Raw genomic sequence first — 19,967 nt, 5'->3', positions numbered from 1 at the left:
CGTTCGACCGAAACCGATCGACGAAAACCCCTTGGTTGTTTGACTTGCTCAAACTTTGTTTTATCGCTTTTTCCGTTATTTCTAACGGGGCAGTTTTGCTCGTTGTTCAGTTTTCAAAGAACAATTTCTTTTCCGTGTCGTTCGCGTTATCTCAGCGGCGACAAGAGATAATATATCATGGACGCCTATAGGATTGCAACCCTTTTTCACAACTTTTTTTACTGGATTTTTCTACCTGTAATTTCGCACGTTTAATGCATACCGGGACAGCTCTTTCGGGGATGCAATACGGGCATACATGCGGAAGATGATTTTGTATCTTCTTGTTATGGCTTGCTTAATATCTCCGTCTAAACGATTGTCATTCAGATCAAGCAGCATCTCATCTAATTCTTTGCGCAGGACGTAATCGAGTTCTTTGCATTCTTTGTCGTTGAATAGAATTCCTAGCATAACTAATGTGCGCCCTCCTAAGCAGTATTGGCCTGGCAGCTTGCCGCCGAGGCAATCGAAAGCAAAAGCGGCGTCTCGCGATTACGCATCACGACGCCGCTTTACTGTTATGCTCAAATATTGGGAAAAATATTACAACGAACTTACCCATACGCTAACTGTACTTTCAATTATTGCCGCAATCAGCAGTGCAACCGTCAAAATAACGACCACCGGAACGGATCTGATCATGAAATATTCGATCTCCCGACCTGATTTGCCCGCTTCCTTCCCCGGTATAATCAGTCTGCCAATTGCTTTAAGCAAGAGAACGCCAAACTTCATTCCGTACGCGCATGCCACTACAATAGCAGGGATTTCAATAATACCGTGAGGCAGCAGCCCCAATACAACCGTAAGCATATCCCCTGTTCCCTGCGTCTCAGCAACATGCTGAAGCAGAAACCCTACAACCATTCCGTTAATAACCAGGAAGAAGATCGGGATGATCCCGAGGATCGCTCCTATATAGATGATGAAGATGGATTTTATCGCATTGTTCAAAAAGATAAAGACCATAAAGGCCAAGGTCGGATTATCTGTCTGCTCCAGAGACTCCGCTACACTCCCCAGTGCCTTGAGCTGCTGCTCGAGGTAATCGCTGAACGCGCTGTTGGTTCCCCCGACAATAAGTCCGGCAAAAAACAAAATGAATCCAAACACAATGTAGGGATTCATGATTTTGAAATGAGCTTTTATTTCAGACCACCGAAACATGCCTCTTCTCTCCTTCACAACTTTTTGTTGGTTTTGAACAAGCATGAATATCTTGGATGTACGAGCATAGATTGTACTAGAACAAGCTTCCAATAGAAAGGAGATCCTAAACAGATGAATTTCTTTTATGTATTGAACGGTCGGAAATTAAAACGCAACTTCCTTATTGTGCTCGCGCTCGTCTTCTCTGTAGGGGTAATCTATGCTGAAAGAGACAACATCACGGTATTTGCACCACAGCAGCCGGCTGCTATATACAGCGTCCCTACGGACAAGAAGGTTGTTGCCCTGACGTTTGACATTAGCTGGGGGGACAAGCGTACGGAGCCCATTCTGAAGGTTTTGCAGGAAAAAGGAGTTACACAAGCCACCTTCTTCTTGTCTTCCCCTTGGAGCCAGTCGCATCCTGACATTGTCAAAAAGATCGTAAGCGACGGCTTTGAAATCGGCAGCCACGGTCATAAGCATGATAACTACAGCAAGCTCAGCGATGAGGAGATCCGTACGCAGATTACGACCGCTCACACGATTTTATCGGATCTGACCGGCAAACAGCCGAACCTGATCCGTCTGCCTAACGGAGATTTCGACAAACGGGTGCTCCGTATCGCGGAAGAGCTTCATTACAAAGTCATTCAATGGGATACTGATTCCCTTGACTGGCTGAACATCGGAACTGACAAAATTATTAACCGCGTTGTAACCCGTGCCCATAATGGAGACATTATTCTTATGCACGCCAGCGATTCGGTGAAACAGACGCATGAAGCCCTTCCTGTTATTATCGATGAGCTTCGCGCAAAGGGATATGAATTTGTCACCGTATCGGAGCTGATTAACCAAACGGAGTCTGAAGGCCATGCCGTTCAGGACAAAACGACCTCTCTTACGTTGCTTGGAACCGAAGATGCCGCGGCAGCTGCGGATACGGGTTATTGATTATTACGCGACCGGCTTTGCAGTTGTTGCAGAGTCGGTTGTTGTATTTTTCTGAAGCAGTCTTGGGAGCATGAGGATCTGGTAAGCATTGCAGATGAACAAAGGAATCATCATAAAGACGATTGCCGATATGTTCGTCTCCCCTTGCAGAGCCGGCCATGCTTCCACAAACGTAATAAAGAACATCAGGAAAGTGGTTGGTACAAACGCGCTTGGTTTGGTTTGCTTGATTTTGACGTAAGCCACTCCCAGGGAGAACGCTAATAAAGCAAGCGGCAGCACCCAGAAGAACCAGTTATTTGTCCGTTGCTCAAACAGCAGGTATCCGAGGCCAAATACGGCAAATACGGTGGTGTAGCCTTGAAGGGCGTTCCAGAGATAGCTTTTGCGGAAGATACTTAATGCGATGTAATTCAAGGTCAAGTAAGCAAAGAACCCCATCTGGCTGAATGCTCCTATTAATAAGCCGACCATCGCCATCATGAAGGCGTTGAATCCGGCTGCCTCAAGCCCCATAAATCCGAAGGACTGGTCCGTCCATTGCATAATCGACCCGCTGACGACTGTTATGACAGCCCCAACGGCCATGCAGCTCCAAAAAAGAAAAAACCATCTTTTCAAATTCATATTCAGTTATCCTCCTTCATGTTCGGCGAAGTCCGCGCTGTACAAGCCTCTTCCCGCACCTCCATTATTTTACCACGTTCGTCATAAAAAGCTAACCACGAAGCCATGATAATCCCGTGAACTTTAACGCATACTACGTTTAAATTCAGCAGTGTTATCATAGAAGGGAGACCGTGGGAGCATGCGCATGCGATTGGCTTTATTAACGGCGCTTTCCGCCCTAACATTTGTATTAACAAGCTGCGGTGCGGAATCATCCGGAGGAAGCAACCAGCAGATGAGCTACAAGGACATGAAGTCGATGGTTATTGATATTCTGAAAACGGAAGATGCACAAAAGGCACTGCAGGAATCAGCCCAGCAAATGTCCGGTTACAACGGAAGCGGAACAAAGTTATTGTCCGTGCAGGATCAGGAGCAGGTACGGCTTGCCGTAAAGGATGTGCTGATTGCTCCGGAGTATGACAAGGTCATCCGAACGTTAATGACAGATACGCGGTTCGCCGGCGAATTCGCCAAGGCCGTAAACAAGCAGAACAAGGATATTCACAAAGAGCTGATGAAGGACCCGACGTATCAACAGGAAATGATCAAGGCGTTAAAGACGCCTGAGATGGACAAGATGATTCTTGAAGTGCTGCAGAGCACGCAATATAAGAAGCAAGTCATGTCTCTGATGCAGGAATCGATGCAAAACCCCCTCTTCCGTCTGGAAGTTCTCGATCTGATGAAAAAAGCGGTACAGGAAGAGCTTAAGCCTAAGCCTGATGAAAAGGTTGAGAAGAAACAGGGAGAAGGCGGCGGCGGTGAGGAAGGCTCCTCCGACGAGGAGAAGCAAAGCGAAGAAGGTGAAGGCGAAGGCGGCGATCAGGAGTCTTCGACTTAACCCGAGATATTATAGCGTGAAAAAGCCCGGACCAGGTCAGAGAGCGTTAGCTCTCTCCCCTGTCCGGGCTTTATTTATACTAAAGGCCGCATTTCTGAATGACTTGCTCGGCCATATGGAGGTACAGTTCGCCTGTCTCGGACTCGGCTTTGTAGACCGAAGGCGAGAAGTCCGGCTCGGAAATATGGTTGTCCGGCTGTCCGAGCGGAATCTGCGCCAGCAGCTCGGCATGCAGGGATTCTGCCAAGCGGGCACCGCCTCCGCGTCCGAAAATGTATTCCGGCTCGCCGCATTTGCTGCATTTGTAATACGACATGTTCTCCACGACACCAATAATCTCGTGCTTGGTCTTGATGGCCATTGCGCCGGCGCGCGCAGCTACAAAAGCGGCTGTTGCGTGAGGCGTTGTTACAATGATTTCTTTGCTCTGCGGGATAATCTGATGAACGTCCAGCGCCACATCCCCCGTCCCCGGAGGAAGGTCAAGGAGCAGGTAATCCAGCTCGCCCCACTCGATCTCGGCAAAGAAGTTGCGGAGCATCTTGCCAAGCATCGGTCCACGCCACACAATCGGGCTGTTGTCTTCAACAAAGAAGCCCATCGACATGACCTTAACGCCAAAACGCTCGATCGGAATGACTCGTTCATTCACGATCTCGGGCCGTGTCTCGATGCCCATCATATCGGGCACGCTGAAGCCGTAGATGTCCGCGTCGATGATGCCGACGCGTTTGCCCTTGCGGGCTAAGGCGACCGCGAGATTGACGGTCACCGTGGATTTGCCGACGCCGCCCTTGCCGCTGGCGACGGCAATGAACTGCACCCCGCTGCCGGGATCGAGCAGCGGGTTATCGAGCCCGGCCCCGTGCCCTTGTACGGGGCCGGTGCTTTGCCCTGCGGCTGGCTGCGCCTTGCCGCCAGCCTGGCCTTGCGGCGCGGCAGCTGCGCCTGCGCCGCCCTCCAGCGCGCGAAACCGGCAGTGCACGGTTTCGGCGCCAGCCCGCGCGAGCGCTTCGCGCAGCGCGGCTTCCAGCGAGGGACGAACGTCCTCGCTGGCTGTAAGGACCGTCATCGATACTTGACGGTCCTTCACGACAACATCGCGGACCGTAACGGCGTCCGCGCTATATTGGGCCGTCACAGAACCGACGGCTTCTAGAGCTTGTTCACGTGTTAACATGAAATGAGTCCCACCTTTATGTAAGAGAGTAGTTATTAGGTGTAAGCGTAAATGTAGCTGCTTATTTAAAATGATTATAACATATTAAGCGGGACAAGGTTAATTTGTCGTTTCTGCTTCAACGTCAGTTGCGGTATCAGCACTCAATTTCTCACCCGAAGAATACCGGAGTATGCCTTGATAAATTGAAGCGGCTACCTGCCGCTGATAATTCGAATCGGCAAGTCGCGCCGCTTCTCCCGGATTAGACAGGAATCCAACCTCCACAAGAGCTGTTGGAATATCTTCCAGAGCTTTAAGGAGATACACATTATTTTTGTCCTTCACGGCTACCCGGCTTGTATTCTCCAGATTCCGGCGGATCTCGTTCTGAATAAATGTAGCGAGTATCTGGTTGTCCGGATGATTAGCAGGGTTAAAAAACGTTTGAGCCCCCGACCACTTCGCTGACGGAATGCTATTCATATGGATGCTGACGACAAGGCTTGGCTTACCCTCCTTGATACTCGTTACACGCTGCAGCAGATCTTCCGTCTTGCGCTTGGAATAGCCTTTTGTATCCTGGCCCGCAAGATCGTAATCCCCTTCTCTGGTGAGCAGCACAATAGCTCCCGCCTGCTGCAAATAATCCCTTAGATAAAGGGCAATCGCCAGGTTCAGATCCTTCTCCACAATTCCTTCCTTACTGACGGCACCACCGTCAACGCCTCCATGTCCCGCATCGATCGCAATCGTTTTCCCCGATAATGGCAGCGTCCAATAGCTCCATGTTCGCGATGCCGGTTCGCTTCCTTGGGTAAAGATTATCCAGGTTAACACAAGCGCTGCCATGCCAGCCGCGATGCGGAGCGCTCCCTTATAGGTCATCCAGACGACCAGTCTTTTTCGACGCATAAATAAAACCACCCCGTTCCCATACAAATGATCTCCTTATCATTTATATGGGACGAGGTGGTTGATTATGATGGCCAAGCAGCAGCAAGCTCCTGCTAAAACCTTAATTAATTGATTTAGACCGGTTGCTGTGCCATACCCTCAATCAGATTTCGGCAGATGCAGTCACTCAGCAAGGCACGTAATTTATTTCATGGACTTTACTATCTTACTTATGCAGTCCGCATTCCGTTTTTTCCTGACCGGACCAACGTCCAGCACGAGGATCTTCGCCAGGCATAACTTGACGAGTGCAATACTCGCAGCCAATGCTTGGATAGTTTTGATCATGCAGCGGGTTGTAGATAACATTGTTCTCGCGGATGTAGTTCCAAACGTCTTCCGTAGTCCAGCCTGCAATCGGATTAAATTTGATCAAACCAAATTTCGTATCGTATTCAACCTTCTTCGCATTCGCGCGAGTTGGAGCCTGGTCACGACGGATCCCCGTAATCCATGCCTCGTATTTAGACAGAATTCTTGTTAACGGCTCTACTTTACGGATATTGCAGCAAGCGTTAGCGTCCGATTTCCACAGCTCGGCACCATGCTGCTCTGCTTGCTCTTCCGGCGTAATTAATGGTTTAACTTCAACAAATGGTATACCAGGGTAACGTTCAACCATACGGTCACGGGTTTCGTATGTTTCTTTGAAGTGGAAGTCTGTATCTAAATAGAAAATATCCGTTTTAGGGCTTACTTTTTGAAGCATGTCGACGATGACAACATCTTCCGCTCCAAAGCTGCATGCAAACGTAATATTGGGAAATGTCTCAACTGCATAGGCCAAAATCTCTTCTGGGGTTGCATTTTCAAGCTCTTCGGCTTTTTGTTTCACCAATGCTTCTTTTTCAAACAGGTTCATGGTTGTGCCCTCCATTTGTAATTCCAAGTAATATCATCTGCTATTAAGAAGAGTATACGTTCTAAAACGTAAATGTTCAATATAAGTTTTCACCAAAATGAAATAAAGTTCTGGAAGCACGCTCATACGGACTGGCCAATGGCGAGATAACAAAAAAACACCTTCTCCGCAAAGCAGAGAAGGTGTTCGATACCGATATTAACGTTTCGAGAATTGTGGCGCGCGACGAGCCGCTTTAAGACCGTATTTTTTACGTTCTTTCATACGTGGGTCACGAGTCAAGAAGCCAGCACGTTTCAGAGCTGGACGGAACTCAGGGTCTGCTTTAAGCAGAGCGCGGGAGATACCGTGGCGGATAGCGCCAGCTTGACCAGACATACCGCCGCCGTTAGCGATTACGATAACGTCGTAGTTATTCAATGTTTCAGTCAGAACCAATGGCTGCTTAACAATCAGCTTCAAAGTTTCCAGACCAAAGTATTCGTTCAGGTCGCGTTTATTAACAATGATTCGTCCTTCACCTGGCACCAAACGTACACGTGCAACAGAGTGTTTACGACGACCGGTTCCATAGTATTGTACTTGTGCCATGAAACTGTCCTCCCCTTATTAGCCGCGAAGTTCGTAAACTTCTGGATTTTGTGCTTGATGCGGATGCTCCGAACCAGCGTATGCTTTAAGTCTAAGCTTCATTGAGTTACCTTGGCGAGTTTTTGGCAGCATGCCGTGAACAGCCAATTCGATAGCGCGGTCAGCTTTTTTAGCGATCATTTCGTGAGCTGGTGTTACTTTCAAACCACCAGAGTAGCCCGAGTGACGGTAGTACATTTTGTTTTGCATTTTCTTGCCTGTCAGAACAACTTTGTCAGCGTTGATCACGATTACGAAATCACCAGTATCAACGTGAGGAGTGAATTGCGGTTTGTGCTTGCCGCGGATCAGGCTAGCAGCTTCAGTAGCCAGACGGCCAAGCGTTTTGCCAGCAGCATCAATGATGTGCCATTTACGCTCAACTTCATTAGGCTTAGCCATATACGTAGTACGCATGGATGATCCTCCTTATTTCCATTACAGTTAAAGTTTTATTAAACAACGTTTCACGTTTTCATTCGTTAGTTGAATCGGGTATTGCATGCCAAGTTTGTGACAGTCTCAGTCGGGGCTGTGGGATAGCCACTAAGAAAGCACAAGTTATATTCTACTATAGATAATGGCCTAAATCAAGAAGTTATTAAATGTTAATTACATTTCTTCCGGATATTCAACCTTCATCAGCATCAGACCGTGCGGCATCGCTGTCGGCCCGGCCAGAGACCGCTTGCGGCCTTCCAATATGCGCGCCATATCTTCCGGCTTCAGCTTGCCGTGGCCGACATGAAGCAGCGTACCCATCACGATTCTGATCATGTTATAGAGAAACCCGTTGCCCGTCATATACATATGGAGCATTTGTCCTTCACGCTCGAGATAAGCCTCGTAGATAGTCCGAACATGATGCGGCTTGGTCGAGTGAATAGACGTAAATGAAGTGAAGTCATGCTCCCCCACAAGGCAGTTAAGCCCTTGCTGCATGGCCTCGACATTAAGCGGCGTAGGATGATGGAACGCATAACGACGATAGAACACATCCGGAAACTTCCCCATATCAATCGTATAGCGATAAGTCTTCCGCTTCGCCGAACGCCGGGAATGAAATTCCTCATACACTTCATGCGCCTCGAGAATGACGATATCCTTCGGCAGACGTGTATTGAGGGCAATCGCCCAACGCTCCGCCGGAATCGTCGAATCCGTGTGGAAGTTAAACACTTGTCCCATTGCATGGACGCCGGCATCCGTTCTGCCCGATCCAAGAATAATAATATCCTCGCCGGTCAGCTTCTTGATCGCCAGCTCGATTTCCTGCTGGATGGTTCGTCCGTAAGGCTGCGACTGGAAGCCGTTAAAGTCTGTCCCGTCGTAGCTTACCGTTGCGGCTATGTTCCTCATCCTTCACCACCTCCCCCATATGTTAATGACGTATGCAATTAACATTCAATCCCCTTAATTCAAAAGGGTGGCCCTTTTCGGCCTCTCTTTCTCTTGCCTGTCTTTGGAAGTGCGCTGGCCTGCGTGCGGAGTAAAAGGTTTGAGCCGGAGAAGCGCAGCGTTCGCCTTTGTTATCGAATTTCAACCGCTTAAGCGAGTAGAAATGAAGAAATTCGATAACAACAGCGATCGGAGGTCCAAACCTTTTACGCAGCACACAAACGCCAGAGCATGCCCTTCCAATGCAGGCAATAAAAAAAGGTGGCCTCAAGGGTCCACCCTTTCTCACCGCGAAACGTAGCTCAACCGCTCAGAGCGGCGAGCTGATTACGCTTGTGTTACGCACGGTCAACCAGTTCCAGGTACACCATAGGCGCAGCGTCGCCACGGCGAGGTCCTAGTTTCAAAATCCGTGTGTATCCGCCCGCACGTTCCGAGTAACGGGTGGCCAGCTCGGAGAACAGCTTTTGGATTGCATCTTGCTCTCCATCAACAGTTTCACGACGAACGTATGCAGCTACTTGACGACGAGCGTGCAAGTCACCTTTCTTCGCTTTCGTGATCAGTTTTTCAGCGATCGAACGAACCTCTTTCGCTTTAGCTTCTGTTGTTTGAATGCGCTCATACAGGAACAGGTCAGTAACGAGGTCACGGAACAATGCTTTCCGCGCGCTAGCGTCACGGCCCAATTTTTGATATGCCATTTTGTTTTCCCCTCCCTTGCCTATAGTCTGTTCTAGATGTTCAAGACTCTACTCTTCCATGCGCAGGCCAAGACCCAGCTCTTCCAGCTTCTCTTGAACTTCCTCGAGGGATTTACGGCCCAGGTTACGAACCTTCATCATGTCCTCTTCGGATTTCGTGATCAGCTCTTGAACCGTGTTAATGCCGGCACGCTTCAAGCAGTTGTAGGAACGTACAGACAGATCCAGTTCTTCGATAGTCATCTCAAGAACTTTCTCTTTCTTGTCCTCTTCCTTCTCGACCATGATTTCCGCGTCTTTGGCTTCATCGGTCAATCCGACGAACAGGTCCAAATGCTCGGTCAAAATTTTAGCGCCAAGGCTTACAGCCTCTTCCGGTCTAATACTGCCGTCAGTCCATACTTCAAGCGTAAGCTTGTCGTAGTTGGTTACTTGACCAACGCGGGTATTTTCAACGCTGTAATTGACACGGGTAATTGGCGTGTAAATCGAATCAACGGGAATAACCCCAATCGGTTGATCGTCCCGTTTGTTACGGTCCGCCTGGACGTAACCACGTCCGCGATTGGCAAAAATTCGCAAATGGAGCCGCGCGCCGGAGGCCAAGGTTGCGATGTGAAGATCAGGGTTCAAAATCTCGACATCGCTGTCAGCTCGAATATCCCCTGCCGTAACGATTCCTTCGCCTTCAGCGTCGATTTCCAGCACCTTTTCTTCATCGGAGTGGATTTTCAACGAGAGGCCTTTCAAGTTCAGAATGATCTCAGTTACGTCTTCGATCACTCCTGGAACCGTAGAGAACTCGTGAAGCACTCCGTCGATCTGAACGGATGTTACTGCCGCACCCGGCAGCGAGGACAACAAAATTCGGCGAAGCGAATTTCCAAGCGTCGTGCCATATCCACGCTCGAGCGGTTCTACTACGAAACGCCCGTATGTTCCATCCTCATTCAAATCTACGGTCTCGATTTTCGGCTTTTCGATCTCAATCACTAATAGTACCCTCCTTCAAACGTCGCTCCGTTACCATTCGTATTGTTTAGTCAAATCTCGTAGTATGCCAAACCTTCACAACCATTATTCACAAGTTGTTGTTATTTGATACCACAGCGGATTGAACTATACGCGACGACGTTTCGGCGGACGGCATCCGTTGTGAGGAACTGGCGTTACGTCTTTAATCAGGTTAACTTCCAGACCAGCTGCTTGAAGCGAACGAATCGCTGCTTCGCGGCCTGCGCCAGGACCTTTAACCATAACCTCAACAGCTTTCATGCCATGCTCCATCGCTGCTTTAGCCGCTGCTTCAGCTGCCATTTGTGCTGCGAAAGGCGTGGATTTACGCGAACCCTTGAAGCCCAGGTTACCGGAGCTTGCCCAAGAGATTGCGTTGCCATGAGGGTCAGTGATCGTTACGATCGTGTTATTGAATGTCGAACGGATGTGCGCTACGCCCGACTCAATATTTTTCCGGTCACGACGTTTTGTACGAACGACTTTTTTAGGTTTAGCCATTGCCCTATTTCACCCCTTTATTATTTCTTTTTGTTAGCTACAGTCCGACGAGGACCTTTACGCGTACGAGCGTTTGTTTTCGTGCGTTGACCACGAACAGGCAAACCACGACGGTGACGAACACCACGGTAGCAACCGATCTCGATCAAACGTTTGATGTTAAGCGAAATTTCACGACGCAGGTCGCCTTCCACTTTAACGGATTTGTCAATTGCTTCGCGCAGTTTCGCGAGTTCGTCTTCTGTCAGATCGCGAACACGAGTGTTAGCGTTCACGCCAGCAGAGCTCAGAAGTTTTTGCGAAGTTGTTTTGCCAATACCGAAAATGTATGTCAGGGCGATTTCGACGCGCTTATCACGCGGCAAGTCTACACCAGCTATACGTGCCATAGGCCGTTTTCCCTCCTTTTATCCTTGTTTTTGTTTGTGTTTCGGATTTTCACAAATTACCATAACGTTGCCTTTACGACGAATGACTTTGCATTTTTCGCAAATCGGCTTTACCGAAGGTCTAACCTTCATTGTGAATTACCTCCCGAATCCTTCGAGAGCAAACCGCGAGGCGGCCTACTTCCGATAGGTGATGCGCCCTCTTGATAAATCATAAGGCGATAACTGTATAACCACTTTGTCCCCAGTCAGAATACGGATGAAATGCATTCTGAGTTTTCCGGAAACATGTGCGAGAATTTGATGACCGTTCTCCAGCTCCACCTTGAACATGGCATTCGGCAGCGGTTCGATTACCGTACCTTCGACCTCAATGACGTCTTCCTTAGCCACCGTCATTCTCCTTTCGCATGTGCGTACTTCTGAATCACATAACGTAACTTGGCATTGGTCACCCTGCCCGTTTCAAGCAAGCTGCTTGTAACTTCGCTGCTTATAGCGGGTTGTAACTCGAGATGCAGAACGTTCTTTTTCTTCGGTTGATCAAACCTGCGCTTATCGCCATCGACGATAAGTACGAAGCGTTCGTCAACAATTTCAATAATAACAGCGTAGCTGTTCTCATCTTTGCCCCGAAGCACCTTAACGATTTGACCGATTTGCGGATGTTTATCCATAACAGATTACACCGACTGCGGTAGTTTCGTCAAAATTTCGAATCCGTCCTCCGTTACGGCAACCGTGTGCTCGAAGTGAGCGCACCAGGAGCCGTCCTCGGTTACGACCGTCCAATTGTCTTCAAGCGTGCGAACATAACGTTCGCCGATGTTGACCATAGGCTCGATGCAAAGCACCATTCCTGGCTTAAGACGCGGCCCGCGATCCGGAATGCCGTAATTCGGAATTTGCGGTTCCTCGTGGAGGTCCTTGCCAATACCGTGTCCGACAAATTCCCGTACAATCGAAAAGCCCGCCGCTTCGGCAACCTGTTGAACCGCATGCGATATTGTAAATAAACGAACATCTGGGCGGATCAGATTAATCCCTGCGTACAGAGATTCTTCCGTCACCTCAAGCAACCGCTTGACGTCATCCGAAACGTTGCCGACCGGATAAGTCCAGGCTGAGTCGCCATGATAGCCTTTGTACTGCGCTCCAATGTCGATGCTTATAATATCGCCTTCGTTCAACTTACGAGGTCCGGGAAAACCGTGAACCAGCTCGTCATTTACAGAAGCGCAAATGCTGGCAGGAAAACCATTGTAACCTTTGAAGGATGGTTCGGCGCCTTGGCTGCGGATGTACGCTTCGGCCAGCTGATCGAGCTCCTGGGTCGTAACCCCGGGCTTTACCGCTTCAGCCATAATCCGATGTGTCTCCGCTACAATGCGGCCGGCTTCCCTCATATATCGCAGCTCCGAGTCGGATTTGCAAATGATCATTACAATGAACCTCGCAAGTAGGAAACAATCTCGGCCGTAACCGTATCGATTTCCTTCTCGCCGTCGACTTCGCGAAGTAGACCTTTACCGTTGTAGTAGTCAAGAAGCGGCGCGGTTTTCGAGATATACTCGTCAAGACGCGTCCCGACTTTCTCTTCCGTGTCATCCGACCGTTGGTACAATTCGCCGCCGCATTTGTCGCAGACGCCTTCTTGTTTCGGTGGGTTGAACATTACATGGTATGTCGATCCGCAAGCTTTACAGATGCGTCTGCCAGTCAGACGGGCAAGCAACAAGCCGCGGTCAACTTTCAAATTAACAACATGGTCAATGCCGCGGTTCAGTTCAGTCAGCATAACATCAAGCGCTTCGGCTTGCTGCAGCGTACGTGGAAAACCATCGAGCAAGAAACCTTTATTGCAATCGTCTTGAGCAAGACGTTCTTTGACAATACCGTTCGTAATCTCATCGGGAACGAGTTTGCCTTGATCGACATACTCTTTCGCCTTAAGACCGAGCGGAGTCCCCTGTTTCATCGCAAGACGGAATGCATCGCCTGTCGAGATGTGCGGAATGCCAAACTCCCCAACGATACGTTCTGCCTGCGTCCCTTTACCGGCCCCCGGAGGACCCATGAATAAAATGTTCATTCCGTCTTCCTCGCTTTAAGCACAATAGGCTCGTGCGGGTTCCGTCCATCGCGTTTGCGACGTTACGGAATCCCGGTCGGAACCTATTGTTATTTATTGATAAACCCTTTGTAATGGCGTTTTATCAACTGGCTCTCGATTTGCTTCATCGTATCAAGCGCAACACCGATGACGATAAGAAGCGAGGTACCGCCAAGTCTTACCGAAGCAGGCAATCCGGCGATTTCGCCGAATACCACTGGCAACAAGGAGATAACGGCCAGGAAAATCGCACCCGTCAGCGTAATCCGCGACAATACGCGAGTCAAATAAGAGGACGTCGGTTTACCAGGACGAATGCCTGGGATGTAACCACCGTTCTTCTTCATCTGATCCGCCATTTGTACCGGATTGATCTGTACGAATGTATAGAAGAACGTGAACCCGATGATCAGCAGAACATACAGCACCATGCCAAGCGGCTCAGTGTATGTCAGGTTATGCATGATCCAATCTGCCCAAGCGGCACCAGCCCAGAATTGAGCGATTGTTGCAGGGAACATCAATAACGAGATTGCGAAAATGACCGGAATAACACCTGCACCGTTCACTTTCATAGGTATGTGAGTCGATTGACCACCATACATTTTCCGTCCAACAACGCGTTTAGCGTATTGAACCGGAATTTTACGGATACCTTGTTGTACGAAGATAACCCCAACAATAATCAGAATAATCGCCACTGCGATGAGCACAACTTTACCGATGCTCCAGAACAGGTTGCCGTCTTGAGCAGCAAATTCTGTTTGGTAGATCGTACGAATATGTTGCGGAATGCTTGCTGCGATTGCGGCAAAGATCAGAATCGAGATACCGTTGCCGATACCGCGCTCCGTAATTTGCTCGCCAAGCCACATCAGGAATGATACGCCCGCTGTCAGTACGAGAGCGATGAGCAAGTAATCTACAAAATTCGCACCTGGAACCATTTCGTAGTTGTATTGACGATTAAAGCCGATTGCTGTTGCAAAACCTTGCAATAAACCAAGGATAACCGTGCCGTAACGTGTAATCTGCGCGAGCTTCTTCTTCCCGTTCTCGCCTTCCTTCGCCCATTCCGCGAATTTAGGAATAACGTCCATTGATAACAGCTGTACGATGATCGAAGCCGTAATGTAAGGAGCGATACCAATCGCAAAGATTGAGAACTGGAAAAGCGCACCGCCGGAGAACGTGTTAAGCAAACCGAACAGATTTACACCGGTTTGGTCAATCTGTTTGAATACATCTTTGTTAACGCCTGGCGCCGGAATAAATGCTCCGATGCGATAAACAAGCAGAATGAAAAGGGTGAAGAGGATCCGCCTGCGCAAATCCGCCACTTTCCAAATGTTGGACACGGTGTTAAACAATTAGATCACCTCGGTTTTACCGCCGGCAGCCTGGATTTTCTCTACCGCAGATTGAGAGAACTTGTTTGCTTTAACAGTCAATTGAACCTTGATTTCGCCGCTACCCAAAATCTTAATGCCCGCCAAAGGATTTTTGATGATCCCTTGCTCAATAAGAACTTCTGGAGTAACTTCGGTACCTGCTGCAAAGTTATTCAACTCTTCAATGTTCACGATAGCATATTCCGTGCGGAAACGGTTATTGAAACCACGTTTCGGCAAACGACGGTACAATGGGTTTTGGCCACCCTCGAAACCAGGGCGTACACCGCCGCCGGAACGAGCGTTTTGACCTTTATGACCCTTACCTGCAGTTTTACCGTTGCCGGAGCCAATACCGCGACCTTTGCGCTTACCCACTTGCGTGGAGCCTGGTGCTGGTGCGAGTTCATGCAATTTCATCGTTCTTGCACCTCCTTATTTATTTCATATAGCAAGCAAGTTGCTTAAACTTCTTCAACTTTAACTAAGTGGCTTACAGCATTAACCATGCCGCGAACAGCTTCGCTGTCGTTCAAAACAACGGATTGACGAATTTTCTTCAAACCGAAGGATTCAACAGTAGCACGTTGTTTCTCGTTGCGGCCGATCAAACTGCGAACGAGGGTGATTTGCAATTTTGCCATCCTATACCCCTCCTTAACCTAACAGCTCTTCGACTGTTTTTCCACGAAGTTTCGCAACATCTTCCGCGCGCTTCAGACGGGAAAGACCTTCAAGCGTTGCGTTTACCATGTTCATGGAGTTCGAAGAACCAAGCGATTTCGTCAAGATATCGCCTACACCAGCCAGTTCGAGCACGGCACGAACAGGGCCGCCGGCGATAACACCAGTACCTTTGGAAGCCGGTTTCAGGAGAACTTCACCTGCACCGAAATGTCCAACTACAAGGTGTGGAATTGTTGTTCCAACGAGTGGAACGTGGATCAGGTTTTTCTTAGCGTCTTCGATACCTTTGCGAATCGCATCTGGTACTTCGCCCGCTTTACCGATCCCTGCGCCTACGTAGCCTTTGCCGTCGCCGACAACTACGAGCGCACTAAAGCTGAAACGACGTCCGCCTTTAACAACTTTAGCAACGCGGTTGATGTGGACAACTTTTTCAGTCAGTTCTAACGTATTTGGATCTACACGCAAGTCGATTAACCTCCTTATAAGTAAATTCGACTAGAATTCCAGACCAGCTTCGCGTGCTGCATCAGCAAGCGCCTGAATTCTGCCATGATACAAGTAACCACCGCGGTCAAATACGATTTGGGTTACCCCTTTCGCTTGAGCGCGTTTTGCGATCAATTCGCCAACTTTACGAGCTGCTTCTACGCTGCCGCCGTTGCCGATGGACGTTGCCAGTTCTTTGTCAACAGTGGACGCGGATGCAAGCGTTACGCCTTGTACGTCATCGATCAATTGAACATAGATATGTTTCGCCGAACGGAAAACCGAGAGACGTGGACGAGCTACAGTTCCGTTGATTTTTTTACGAACACGCAAGTGTCTTTTCAGACGAGCCTTGTTTTTATCGCCTTTCGTAATCATTCAAGGTTCACTCCTTTCCTTCTGCCTTATACCGCTATTTTAAGCAGCCCAATCAGACTGCTTATTTCTTCTTACCAGCTTTACCTTCTTTGCGGATGATGCGTTCGCCTTCGTACTTGATACCTTTTCCTTTGTAAGGCTCTGGTTCACGTACGGAACGGATTTGAGCAGCAACAGCGCCTACGCGCTCTTTATCGATACCGCGAACAGTGATTTTCGTGTTCGCTGGAACTTCGAACTCAATACCGGCTTCAGGTGCAATCTCCACTGGGTGGGAATAACCAACGTTAAGAACGATCTTATCGCCAGTTTTGTTCGCACGGTAACCTACGCCTACCAGCTCCAGGTTTTTCGAGAAGCCTTCAGTAACGCCGCTCACCATGTTAGCGATGACGCTGCGAGTTGTTCCGTGCAAAGAACGATGCAATTTATTATCGGAAGGACGTTCGATTACGATCTCGTTCTCAGCAACGTTCACTTTCATATCTTTGTGAATTTCGCGAGTAAGCGATCCTTTCGGTCCTTTTACAGTAATAACCGTGTTATCCAAGTTAACGCTAACGCCTGCTGGCACTTGGATTGGTTTACGACCAATACGGGACATTGTTACACCTCCAATCTTGTGACTAGTTAATTACCAAACGTAGCAAACGACTTCGCCGCCTGCTTTGCCTTGGCGTGCTTCTTTATCGGTCATAACCCCTTTGGATGTGGAAATGATAGCAATTCCCAGACCACCCAAAACGCGTGGGATTTCAGTCGATTTTGTGTAAACGCGCAGACCTGGTTTAGAAATACGTTTCAGACCAGTGATAACGCGCTCTTGGTTAGGGCCGTATTTCAAGAAAATACGGATAATCCCTTGTTTGTTGTCTTCGATATATTCAGCATCGCGGATAAAGCCCTCGCGTTTCAGAATTTCTGCGATTTGCTTCTTCACTTTCGAAGCGGGCAATTCCACGGTTTCGTGACGAACAACATTCGCATTACGAATGCGCGTCAGCATATCTGCAATCGGATCAGACATAACCATTTGTGTTAACCTCCTTCCCGAACTAGGCTGATTACCAGCTTGCTTTTTTAACGCCAGGAATCTGGCCTTTGTATGCTAATTCGCGGAAACAAATCCGGCAAATTTTAAACTTTTGCAAAACAGAGTGCGGACGGCCGCAACGTTCACAGCGCGTATAGGCACGCACTTGGAATTTCGGTGTACGTTGTTGCTTCACTTTCATCGAAGTTTTTGCCACTTGGTATTACACCTCCTAGAAGTGGATTACTTCGTGAACGGCATGCCCATTTGGGTAAGCAGTTCACGAGATTCTTCGTCCGTTTTTGCCGTCGTGACGATGACGATGTCCATACCACGAACTTTATCAACTTTATCATACTCAATCTCTGGGAAGATGAGTTGTTCTTTCAGGCCAAGCGTGTAGTTACCGCGACCGTCGAATGCTTTCGTCGATACACCGCGGAAGTCACGTACGCGTGGAAGCGAGATGTTGAACAGCTTGTCAAGGAAGTAGTACATGCGCTCTCCGCGCAGTGTAACTTTAACCCCGATTGGCATGTTCTCACGAAGTTTAAAGCCCGCGATGGACTTCTTCGCACGAGTTACAACCGGTTTTTGACCGGAGATTTGACGAAGTTCGTCGACAGCGACATCAAGCACTTTGGAGTTAGCAACCGCTTCGCCAACACCCATGTTGATGACAACTTTCTCGATCTTCGGCACTTGCATTACAGTCGTATAGTTAAACTTCTGCATCAATGCAGGCGTAATTTCGTTAAGAAATTTATCTTTCAATCTTGCTGCCATTATTAATGGACCTCCTTTCCTACAGTAACGATTAGTCGATCACTTCGCCGGAACGTTTTGCGAACCGGACTTTTTTGCCGTTGTCCAGCACTTTGTATCCGATACGAGTAACTTTACCGCTCTTCGGATCAATGTGCATCACGTTGGAAACGTGAATCGGAGCTTCTTGCTCGATGATTCCGCCTTGTGGATTCACTTGGGACGGACGAGTATGCTTTTTAACGAAGTTCACGCCTTCTACGAGTACGCGGTTTTCACGCGGATACGCAGCGATTACACGGCCTTTTTTGCCTTTATCCTTACCGGAAATGACGATAACCGTGTCGTCTTTTTTAACGTGGAGCTTGTTGTTATGCGATTCAAGAATTTTTTTCAGTCTTGGCATTGATTACACCTCCTGCTCACTTAAGCTTTCCAGGCTATATCGCTGTCCCTGTTAAGCACAGGGTACTTGTCTTAGATAACCTCTGGTGCAAGCGATACGATTTTCATGAAATCTTTATCGCGAAGCTCACGGGCAACAGGTCCAAAAATACGAGTACCGCGCGGGCTCTTATCTTCTTTCACGATTACAGCTGCGTTCTCATCGAATGCGATGTAAGAACCGTCTTTACGACGAACTGCACGCTTCGTACGAACGATAACCGCTTTAACAACGTCACCTTTTTTGACAACGCCGCCTGGTGTTGCTTGTTTTACAGAGCATACGATCAGGTCACCGATAGCGCCTACGCGACGTCCAGTACCGCCAAGAACACGAATACACATCAATTCTTTAGCGCCGGAGTTGTCAGCAACACGCAAACGAGTAAATGGTTGAATCATTTCAACGTCCTCCTTCCGGGAAAATGCTCATTCACTGATTATAACATCTTAAAGGACAACTGCCACTTCAACAACTTCTACCAGTCTGAAGCGTTTGTCTTTCGAAAGTGGACGAGTCTCCATGATTTTCACGATATCGCCAATTTTCGCTTGATTGTTCTCATCATGCGCTTTGAACTTTTTCGTGTATTTAATACGTTTATGGTACAAATCGTGTTTTTTGTATGTTTCAACAGCTACAACGATTGTTTTATCCATTTTATCGCTAACGACTTTACCGATTTGAACTTTGCGGGCATTACGTTCGCTCATGTTCTTCCTCCTTCCTTTAACCTTGGTAACCCTAAGTCAAGGACAGCTAAATTAGCTGCTGATACCGAGTTGTCTTTCATGCAAAATGGTTTTAGCGCGAGCGATGTTCTTACGCACGTCACGAATACGTGTCGGGCTTTCCAATTGGCCAGTTGCCAGTTGGAAACGAAGGTTGAAAAGCTCTTCTTTAAAACCAGCGATTTTTTGTTCAATCTCAGCAGAGGTTAGGTTGCGAAATTCACTAGCTTTCATTTGCTTCACCACCTACTTCTTCGCGTTTCACGAACTTCGTTTTGATCGGCAGTTTGTGGGACGCGAGGCGCATCGCTTCACGAGCGACTTCTTCGGAAACACCAGCCAGTTCAAACATGATCTTGCCTGGTTTCACGACTGCAACCCATTTCTCAACGTTACCTTTACCGCTACCCATCCGAACTTCGAGAGGCTTTTGAGTGATCGGTTTATGTGGGAAGATTTTGATCCACACTTTACCGCCACGCTTGATATAACGAGTCATTGCGATACGAGCCGCTTCAATTTGACGGTTCGTAATCCAAGTTGGTTCAAGAGCTTGCAAGCCGTATTCGCCGAAAGCTACTTCAGTGCCGCCTTTAGCGCGACCTCTCATACTTCCGCGTTGTTGCTTACGGTGTTTGACACGTTTAGGTACCAACATGA

34 protein-coding genes are annotated in these 19,967 nt (G+C 48.3%); 2 read left to right on the top strand and 32 right to left on the bottom strand.

The features are described from left to right. Window positions 1-231: 231 nt before the first annotated feature. Both M3194_RS29820 and M3194_RS29815 read right to left on the bottom strand, forming a co-directional pair. Window positions 232-453 carry a hypothetical protein gene (locus M3194_RS29820; protein ID WP_015847185.1) on the bottom strand — a complete coding sequence of 74 codons (222 nt, stop codon included), beginning with the start codon at window positions 451-453 and terminating at the stop codon, window positions 232-234. Window positions 454-585: 132 nt separating this feature from the next. Continuing rightward, window positions 586-1,209, bottom strand: coding sequence for a stage II sporulation protein M (locus M3194_RS29815; RefSeq protein WP_251657754.1), 624 nt, complete (start codon window positions 1,207-1,209; stop codon window positions 586-588). Window positions 1,210-1,323: 114 nt separating this feature from the next. On the opposite strand from M3194_RS29815, the gene pdaB reads away from it, so the two are divergent. After that, on the top strand, window positions 1,324-2,148 hold the full coding sequence (pdaB, locus tag M3194_RS29810; RefSeq protein WP_251657753.1) for a polysaccharide deacetylase family sporulation protein PdaB: 825 nt from the start codon (window positions 1,324-1,326) through the stop codon (window positions 2,146-2,148). A gap of 3 nt (window positions 2,149-2,151) precedes the next feature. Here pdaB and M3194_RS29805 read toward each other — a convergent pair whose 3' ends face one another. Further along, complete coding sequence (locus M3194_RS29805) at window positions 2,152-2,775, bottom strand: KinB-signaling pathway activation protein (protein ID WP_251657752.1); 624 nt, start codon at window positions 2,773-2,775, stop codon at window positions 2,152-2,154. A 187-nt stretch (window positions 2,776-2,962) separates the two neighbouring features. On the opposite strand from M3194_RS29805, the gene gerD reads away from it, so the two are divergent. Beyond that, a complete protein-coding gene (gene gerD, locus M3194_RS29800) occupies window positions 2,963-3,661 on the top strand; it encodes a spore germination lipoprotein GerD (RefSeq protein ID WP_251657759.1) in 699 nt (232 codons plus the stop codon). 79 nt (window positions 3,662-3,740) lie between these two features. On the opposite strand, the gene M3194_RS29795 is transcribed toward gerD, so the two are convergent. The 29 genes from M3194_RS29795 to rplP form a co-directional block, all read right to left on the bottom strand. Continuing rightward, on the bottom strand, window positions 3,741-4,841 hold the full coding sequence (locus M3194_RS29795) for an Mrp/NBP35 family ATP-binding protein (protein WP_251657751.1): 1,101 nt from the start codon (window positions 4,839-4,841) through the stop codon (window positions 3,741-3,743). A gap of 99 nt (window positions 4,842-4,940) precedes the next feature. Continuing rightward, window positions 4,941-5,735, bottom strand: a complete 795-nt coding sequence (cwlD, locus tag M3194_RS29790) for an N-acetylmuramoyl-L-alanine amidase CwlD (RefSeq protein WP_251657750.1) — start codon at window positions 5,733-5,735, stop codon at window positions 4,941-4,943. A gap of 208 nt (window positions 5,736-5,943) precedes the next feature. Then, window positions 5,944-6,639 (bottom strand): phosphoadenylyl-sulfate reductase, encoded by a 696-nt coding sequence (locus M3194_RS29785; RefSeq protein ID WP_251657749.1) that lies wholly within the window; start codon window positions 6,637-6,639, stop codon window positions 5,944-5,946. Window positions 6,640-6,837: 198 nt separating this feature from the next. Continuing rightward, window positions 6,838-7,230 (bottom strand): 30S ribosomal protein S9, encoded by a 393-nt coding sequence (rpsI, locus tag M3194_RS29780; RefSeq protein ID WP_015847193.1) that lies wholly within the window; start codon window positions 7,228-7,230, stop codon window positions 6,838-6,840. 18 nt (window positions 7,231-7,248) lie between these two features. Then, window positions 7,249-7,686 carry a 50S ribosomal protein L13 gene (gene rplM / locus M3194_RS29775; protein WP_251657748.1) on the bottom strand — a complete coding sequence of 146 codons (438 nt, stop codon included), beginning with the start codon at window positions 7,684-7,686 and terminating at the stop codon, window positions 7,249-7,251. Between the two features lie 195 nt (window positions 7,687-7,881). Then, window positions 7,882-8,628, bottom strand: coding sequence for a tRNA pseudouridine(38-40) synthase TruA (truA, locus tag M3194_RS29770; RefSeq protein WP_251657747.1), 747 nt, complete (start codon window positions 8,626-8,628; stop codon window positions 7,882-7,884). Between the two features lie 377 nt (window positions 8,629-9,005). After that, a complete protein-coding gene (rplQ, locus tag M3194_RS29765; RefSeq protein ID WP_091190749.1) occupies window positions 9,006-9,371 on the bottom strand; it encodes a 50S ribosomal protein L17 in 366 nt (121 codons plus the stop codon). Between the two features lie 48 nt (window positions 9,372-9,419). Then, the gene (locus tag M3194_RS29760; RefSeq protein ID WP_015847197.1) at window positions 9,420-10,364 is read right to left on the bottom strand and encodes a DNA-directed RNA polymerase subunit alpha; all 945 of its coding nucleotides are present in this window, start codon (window positions 10,362-10,364) and stop codon (window positions 9,420-9,422) included. Window positions 10,365-10,490: 126 nt separating this feature from the next. Continuing rightward, the gene (gene rpsK, locus M3194_RS29755; protein WP_015847198.1) at window positions 10,491-10,886 is read right to left on the bottom strand and encodes a 30S ribosomal protein S11; all 396 of its coding nucleotides are present in this window, start codon (window positions 10,884-10,886) and stop codon (window positions 10,491-10,493) included. Window positions 10,887-10,906: 20 nt separating this feature from the next. Further along, window positions 10,907-11,275: a 30S ribosomal protein S13 gene (rpsM, locus tag M3194_RS29750; RefSeq protein ID WP_251657746.1), complete on the bottom strand. Its 369-nt coding sequence runs from the start codon at window positions 11,273-11,275 to the stop codon at window positions 10,907-10,909. An 18-nt stretch (window positions 11,276-11,293) separates the two neighbouring features. Beyond that, window positions 11,294-11,407 (bottom strand): 50S ribosomal protein L36, encoded by a 114-nt coding sequence (gene rpmJ, locus M3194_RS29745; RefSeq protein WP_003333770.1) that lies wholly within the window; start codon window positions 11,405-11,407, stop codon window positions 11,294-11,296. 45 nt (window positions 11,408-11,452) lie between these two features. Next, window positions 11,453-11,668: a translation initiation factor IF-1 gene (gene infA / locus M3194_RS29740; protein WP_015847200.1), complete on the bottom strand. Its 216-nt coding sequence runs from the start codon at window positions 11,666-11,668 to the stop codon at window positions 11,453-11,455. A 2-nt stretch (window positions 11,669-11,670) separates the two neighbouring features. After that, window positions 11,671-11,952 (bottom strand): KOW domain-containing RNA-binding protein, encoded by a 282-nt coding sequence (locus tag M3194_RS29735; RefSeq protein WP_091190745.1) that lies wholly within the window; start codon window positions 11,950-11,952, stop codon window positions 11,671-11,673. A 6-nt stretch (window positions 11,953-11,958) separates the two neighbouring features. Continuing rightward, window positions 11,959-12,717, bottom strand: a complete 759-nt coding sequence (gene map / locus M3194_RS29730; protein ID WP_251657745.1) for a type I methionyl aminopeptidase — start codon at window positions 12,715-12,717, stop codon at window positions 11,959-11,961. Then, window positions 12,717-13,367: an adenylate kinase gene (locus M3194_RS29725; RefSeq protein WP_251657744.1), complete on the bottom strand. Its 651-nt coding sequence runs from the start codon at window positions 13,365-13,367 to the stop codon at window positions 12,717-12,719. Before M3194_RS29725 ends, map begins: the two co-directional genes overlap by 1 nt. An 89-nt stretch (window positions 13,368-13,456) precedes the next feature. Beyond that, on the bottom strand, window positions 13,457-14,758 hold the full coding sequence (gene secY, locus M3194_RS29720; protein ID WP_251657743.1) for a preprotein translocase subunit SecY: 1,302 nt from the start codon (window positions 14,756-14,758) through the stop codon (window positions 13,457-13,459). Further along, the gene (rplO, locus tag M3194_RS29715; RefSeq protein ID WP_251657742.1) at window positions 14,759-15,199 is read right to left on the bottom strand and encodes a 50S ribosomal protein L15; all 441 of its coding nucleotides are present in this window, start codon (window positions 15,197-15,199) and stop codon (window positions 14,759-14,761) included. Window positions 15,200-15,243: 44 nt separating this feature from the next. Further along, window positions 15,244-15,423: a 50S ribosomal protein L30 gene (gene rpmD, locus M3194_RS29710; protein WP_167282884.1), complete on the bottom strand. Its 180-nt coding sequence runs from the start codon at window positions 15,421-15,423 to the stop codon at window positions 15,244-15,246. A 13-nt stretch (window positions 15,424-15,436) separates the two neighbouring features. After that, window positions 15,437-15,934: a 30S ribosomal protein S5 gene (rpsE, locus tag M3194_RS29705; protein ID WP_015847207.1), complete on the bottom strand. Its 498-nt coding sequence runs from the start codon at window positions 15,932-15,934 to the stop codon at window positions 15,437-15,439. A gap of 30 nt (window positions 15,935-15,964) precedes the next feature. Beyond that, window positions 15,965-16,333, bottom strand: coding sequence for a 50S ribosomal protein L18 (gene rplR, locus M3194_RS29700; protein WP_251657741.1), 369 nt, complete (start codon window positions 16,331-16,333; stop codon window positions 15,965-15,967). Window positions 16,334-16,394: 61 nt separating this feature from the next. Next, entirely contained in the window at window positions 16,395-16,937 is a 543-nt protein-coding gene (rplF, locus tag M3194_RS29695) for a 50S ribosomal protein L6 (RefSeq protein WP_251657740.1), read from the bottom strand. Window positions 16,938-16,967: 30 nt separating this feature from the next. Then, on the bottom strand, window positions 16,968-17,366 hold the full coding sequence (gene rpsH / locus M3194_RS29690; protein WP_015847210.1) for a 30S ribosomal protein S8: 399 nt from the start codon (window positions 17,364-17,366) through the stop codon (window positions 16,968-16,970). Window positions 17,367-17,397: 31 nt separating this feature from the next. After that, on the bottom strand, window positions 17,398-17,583 hold the full coding sequence (locus M3194_RS29685; protein ID WP_015847211.1) for a type Z 30S ribosomal protein S14: 186 nt from the start codon (window positions 17,581-17,583) through the stop codon (window positions 17,398-17,400). Window positions 17,584-17,609: 26 nt separating this feature from the next. Beyond that, on the bottom strand, window positions 17,610-18,152 hold the full coding sequence (gene rplE / locus M3194_RS29680; protein WP_251657739.1) for a 50S ribosomal protein L5: 543 nt from the start codon (window positions 18,150-18,152) through the stop codon (window positions 17,610-17,612). A 31-nt stretch (window positions 18,153-18,183) separates the two neighbouring features. Next, window positions 18,184-18,537, bottom strand: coding sequence for a 50S ribosomal protein L24 (gene rplX / locus M3194_RS29675; RefSeq protein WP_091190720.1), 354 nt, complete (start codon window positions 18,535-18,537; stop codon window positions 18,184-18,186). 71 nt (window positions 18,538-18,608) lie between these two features. Then, a complete protein-coding gene (rplN, locus tag M3194_RS29670) occupies window positions 18,609-18,977 on the bottom strand; it encodes a 50S ribosomal protein L14 (protein ID WP_015847214.1) in 369 nt (122 codons plus the stop codon). A 48-nt stretch (window positions 18,978-19,025) separates the two neighbouring features. Next, complete coding sequence (rpsQ, locus tag M3194_RS29665; protein WP_015847215.1) at window positions 19,026-19,289, bottom strand: 30S ribosomal protein S17; 264 nt, start codon at window positions 19,287-19,289, stop codon at window positions 19,026-19,028. A gap of 51 nt (window positions 19,290-19,340) precedes the next feature. Further along, window positions 19,341-19,541 carry a 50S ribosomal protein L29 gene (gene rpmC / locus M3194_RS29660; RefSeq protein ID WP_091190718.1) on the bottom strand — a complete coding sequence of 67 codons (201 nt, stop codon included), beginning with the start codon at window positions 19,539-19,541 and terminating at the stop codon, window positions 19,341-19,343. Continuing rightward, window positions 19,531-19,965 carry a 50S ribosomal protein L16 gene (gene rplP / locus M3194_RS29655; RefSeq protein ID WP_091190717.1) on the bottom strand — a complete coding sequence of 145 codons (435 nt, stop codon included), beginning with the start codon at window positions 19,963-19,965 and terminating at the stop codon, window positions 19,531-19,533. The genes rpmC and rplP overlap by 11 nt, the downstream gene beginning before the upstream one ends. Window positions 19,966-19,967: the final 2 nt, after the last annotated feature.

The sequence above is a fragment of the Paenibacillus glycanilyticus genome (assembly GCF_023715145.1).
In the GTDB taxonomy this organism is placed as follows: Bacteria; Bacillota; Bacilli; order Paenibacillales; family Paenibacillaceae; genus Pristimantibacillus; species Pristimantibacillus glycanilyticus_A.
This window is presented reverse-complemented; position numbering and strand designations above follow the sequence as displayed.

What these genes read in the sequence shown, in the direction of transcription:
- M3194_RS29820 (WP_015847185.1), bottom strand. Translation starts at nt 453, where the DNA reads ATGCTAGGAATTCTATTCAACGACAAAGAATGCAAAGAACTCGATTAC.
- M3194_RS29815 (WP_251657754.1), bottom strand. Translation starts at nt 1,209, where the DNA reads ATGTTTCGGTGGTCTGAAATAAAAGCTCATTTCAAAATCATGAATCCC.
- pdaB (WP_251657753.1), top strand. Translation starts at nt 1,324, where the DNA reads ATGAATTTCTTTTATGTATTGAACGGTCGGAAATTAAAACGCAACTTC.
- M3194_RS29805 (WP_251657752.1), bottom strand. Translation starts at nt 2,775, where the DNA reads ATGAATTTGAAAAGATGGTTTTTTCTTTTTTGGAGCTGCATGGCCGTT.
- gerD (WP_251657759.1), top strand. Translation starts at nt 2,963, where the DNA reads ATGCGATTGGCTTTATTAACGGCGCTTTCCGCCCTAACATTTGTATTA.
- M3194_RS29795 (WP_251657751.1), bottom strand. Translation starts at nt 4,841, where the DNA reads ATGTTAACACGTGAACAAGCTCTAGAAGCCGTCGGTTCTGTGACGGCC.
- cwlD (WP_251657750.1), bottom strand. Translation starts at nt 5,735, where the DNA reads ATGCGTCGAAAAAGACTGGTCGTCTGGATGACCTATAAGGGAGCGCTC.
- M3194_RS29785 (WP_251657749.1), bottom strand. Translation starts at nt 6,639, where the DNA reads ATGAACCTGTTTGAAAAAGAAGCATTGGTGAAACAAAAAGCCGAAGAG.
- rpsI (WP_015847193.1), bottom strand. Translation starts at nt 7,230, where the DNA reads ATGGCACAAGTACAATACTATGGAACCGGTCGTCGTAAACACTCTGTT.
- rplM (WP_251657748.1), bottom strand. Translation starts at nt 7,686, where the DNA reads ATGCGTACTACGTATATGGCTAAGCCTAATGAAGTTGAGCGTAAATGG.
- truA (WP_251657747.1), bottom strand. Translation starts at nt 8,628, where the DNA reads ATGAGGAACATAGCCGCAACGGTAAGCTACGACGGGACAGACTTTAAC.
- rplQ (WP_091190749.1), bottom strand. Translation starts at nt 9,371, where the DNA reads ATGGCATATCAAAAATTGGGCCGTGACGCTAGCGCGCGGAAAGCATTG.
- rpsK (WP_015847198.1), bottom strand. Translation starts at nt 10,886, where the DNA reads ATGGCTAAACCTAAAAAAGTCGTTCGTACAAAACGTCGTGACCGGAAA.
- rpsM (WP_251657746.1), bottom strand. Translation starts at nt 11,275, where the DNA reads ATGGCACGTATAGCTGGTGTAGACTTGCCGCGTGATAAGCGCGTCGAA.
- rpmJ (WP_003333770.1), bottom strand. Translation starts at nt 11,407, where the DNA reads ATGAAGGTTAGACCTTCGGTAAAGCCGATTTGCGAAAAATGCAAAGTC.
- M3194_RS29735 (WP_091190745.1), bottom strand. Translation starts at nt 11,952, where the DNA reads ATGGATAAACATCCGCAAATCGGTCAAATCGTTAAGGTGCTTCGGGGC.
- map (WP_251657745.1), bottom strand. Translation starts at nt 12,717, where the DNA reads ATGATCATTTGCAAATCCGACTCGGAGCTGCGATATATGAGGGAAGCC.
- M3194_RS29725 (WP_251657744.1), bottom strand. Translation starts at nt 13,367, where the DNA reads ATGAACATTTTATTCATGGGTCCTCCGGGGGCCGGTAAAGGGACGCAG.
- rplO (WP_251657742.1), bottom strand. Translation starts at nt 15,199, where the DNA reads ATGAAATTGCATGAACTCGCACCAGCACCAGGCTCCACGCAAGTGGGT.
- rpmD (WP_167282884.1), bottom strand. Translation starts at nt 15,423, where the DNA reads ATGGCAAAATTGCAAATCACCCTCGTTCGCAGTTTGATCGGCCGCAAC.
- rplR (WP_251657741.1), bottom strand. Translation starts at nt 16,333, where the DNA reads ATGATTACGAAAGGCGATAAAAACAAGGCTCGTCTGAAAAGACACTTG.
- rplF (WP_251657740.1), bottom strand. Translation starts at nt 16,937, where the DNA reads ATGTCCCGTATTGGTCGTAAACCAATCCAAGTGCCAGCAGGCGTTAGC.
- rpsH (WP_015847210.1), bottom strand. Translation starts at nt 17,366, where the DNA reads ATGGTTATGTCTGATCCGATTGCAGATATGCTGACGCGCATTCGTAAT.
- rplE (WP_251657739.1), bottom strand. Translation starts at nt 18,152, where the DNA reads ATGGCAGCAAGATTGAAAGATAAATTTCTTAACGAAATTACGCCTGCA.
- rplX (WP_091190720.1), bottom strand. Translation starts at nt 18,537, where the DNA reads ATGCCAAGACTGAAAAAAATTCTTGAATCGCATAACAACAAGCTCCAC.
- rplN (WP_015847214.1), bottom strand. Translation starts at nt 18,977, where the DNA reads ATGATTCAACCATTTACTCGTTTGCGTGTTGCTGACAACTCCGGCGCT.
- rpsQ (WP_015847215.1), bottom strand. Translation starts at nt 19,289, where the DNA reads ATGAGCGAACGTAATGCCCGCAAAGTTCAAATCGGTAAAGTCGTTAGC.
- rpmC (WP_091190718.1), bottom strand. Translation starts at nt 19,541, where the DNA reads ATGAAAGCTAGTGAATTTCGCAACCTAACCTCTGCTGAGATTGAACAA.
- rplP (WP_091190717.1), bottom strand. Translation starts at nt 19,965, where the DNA reads ATGTTGGTACCTAAACGTGTCAAACACCGTAAGCAACAACGCGGAAGT.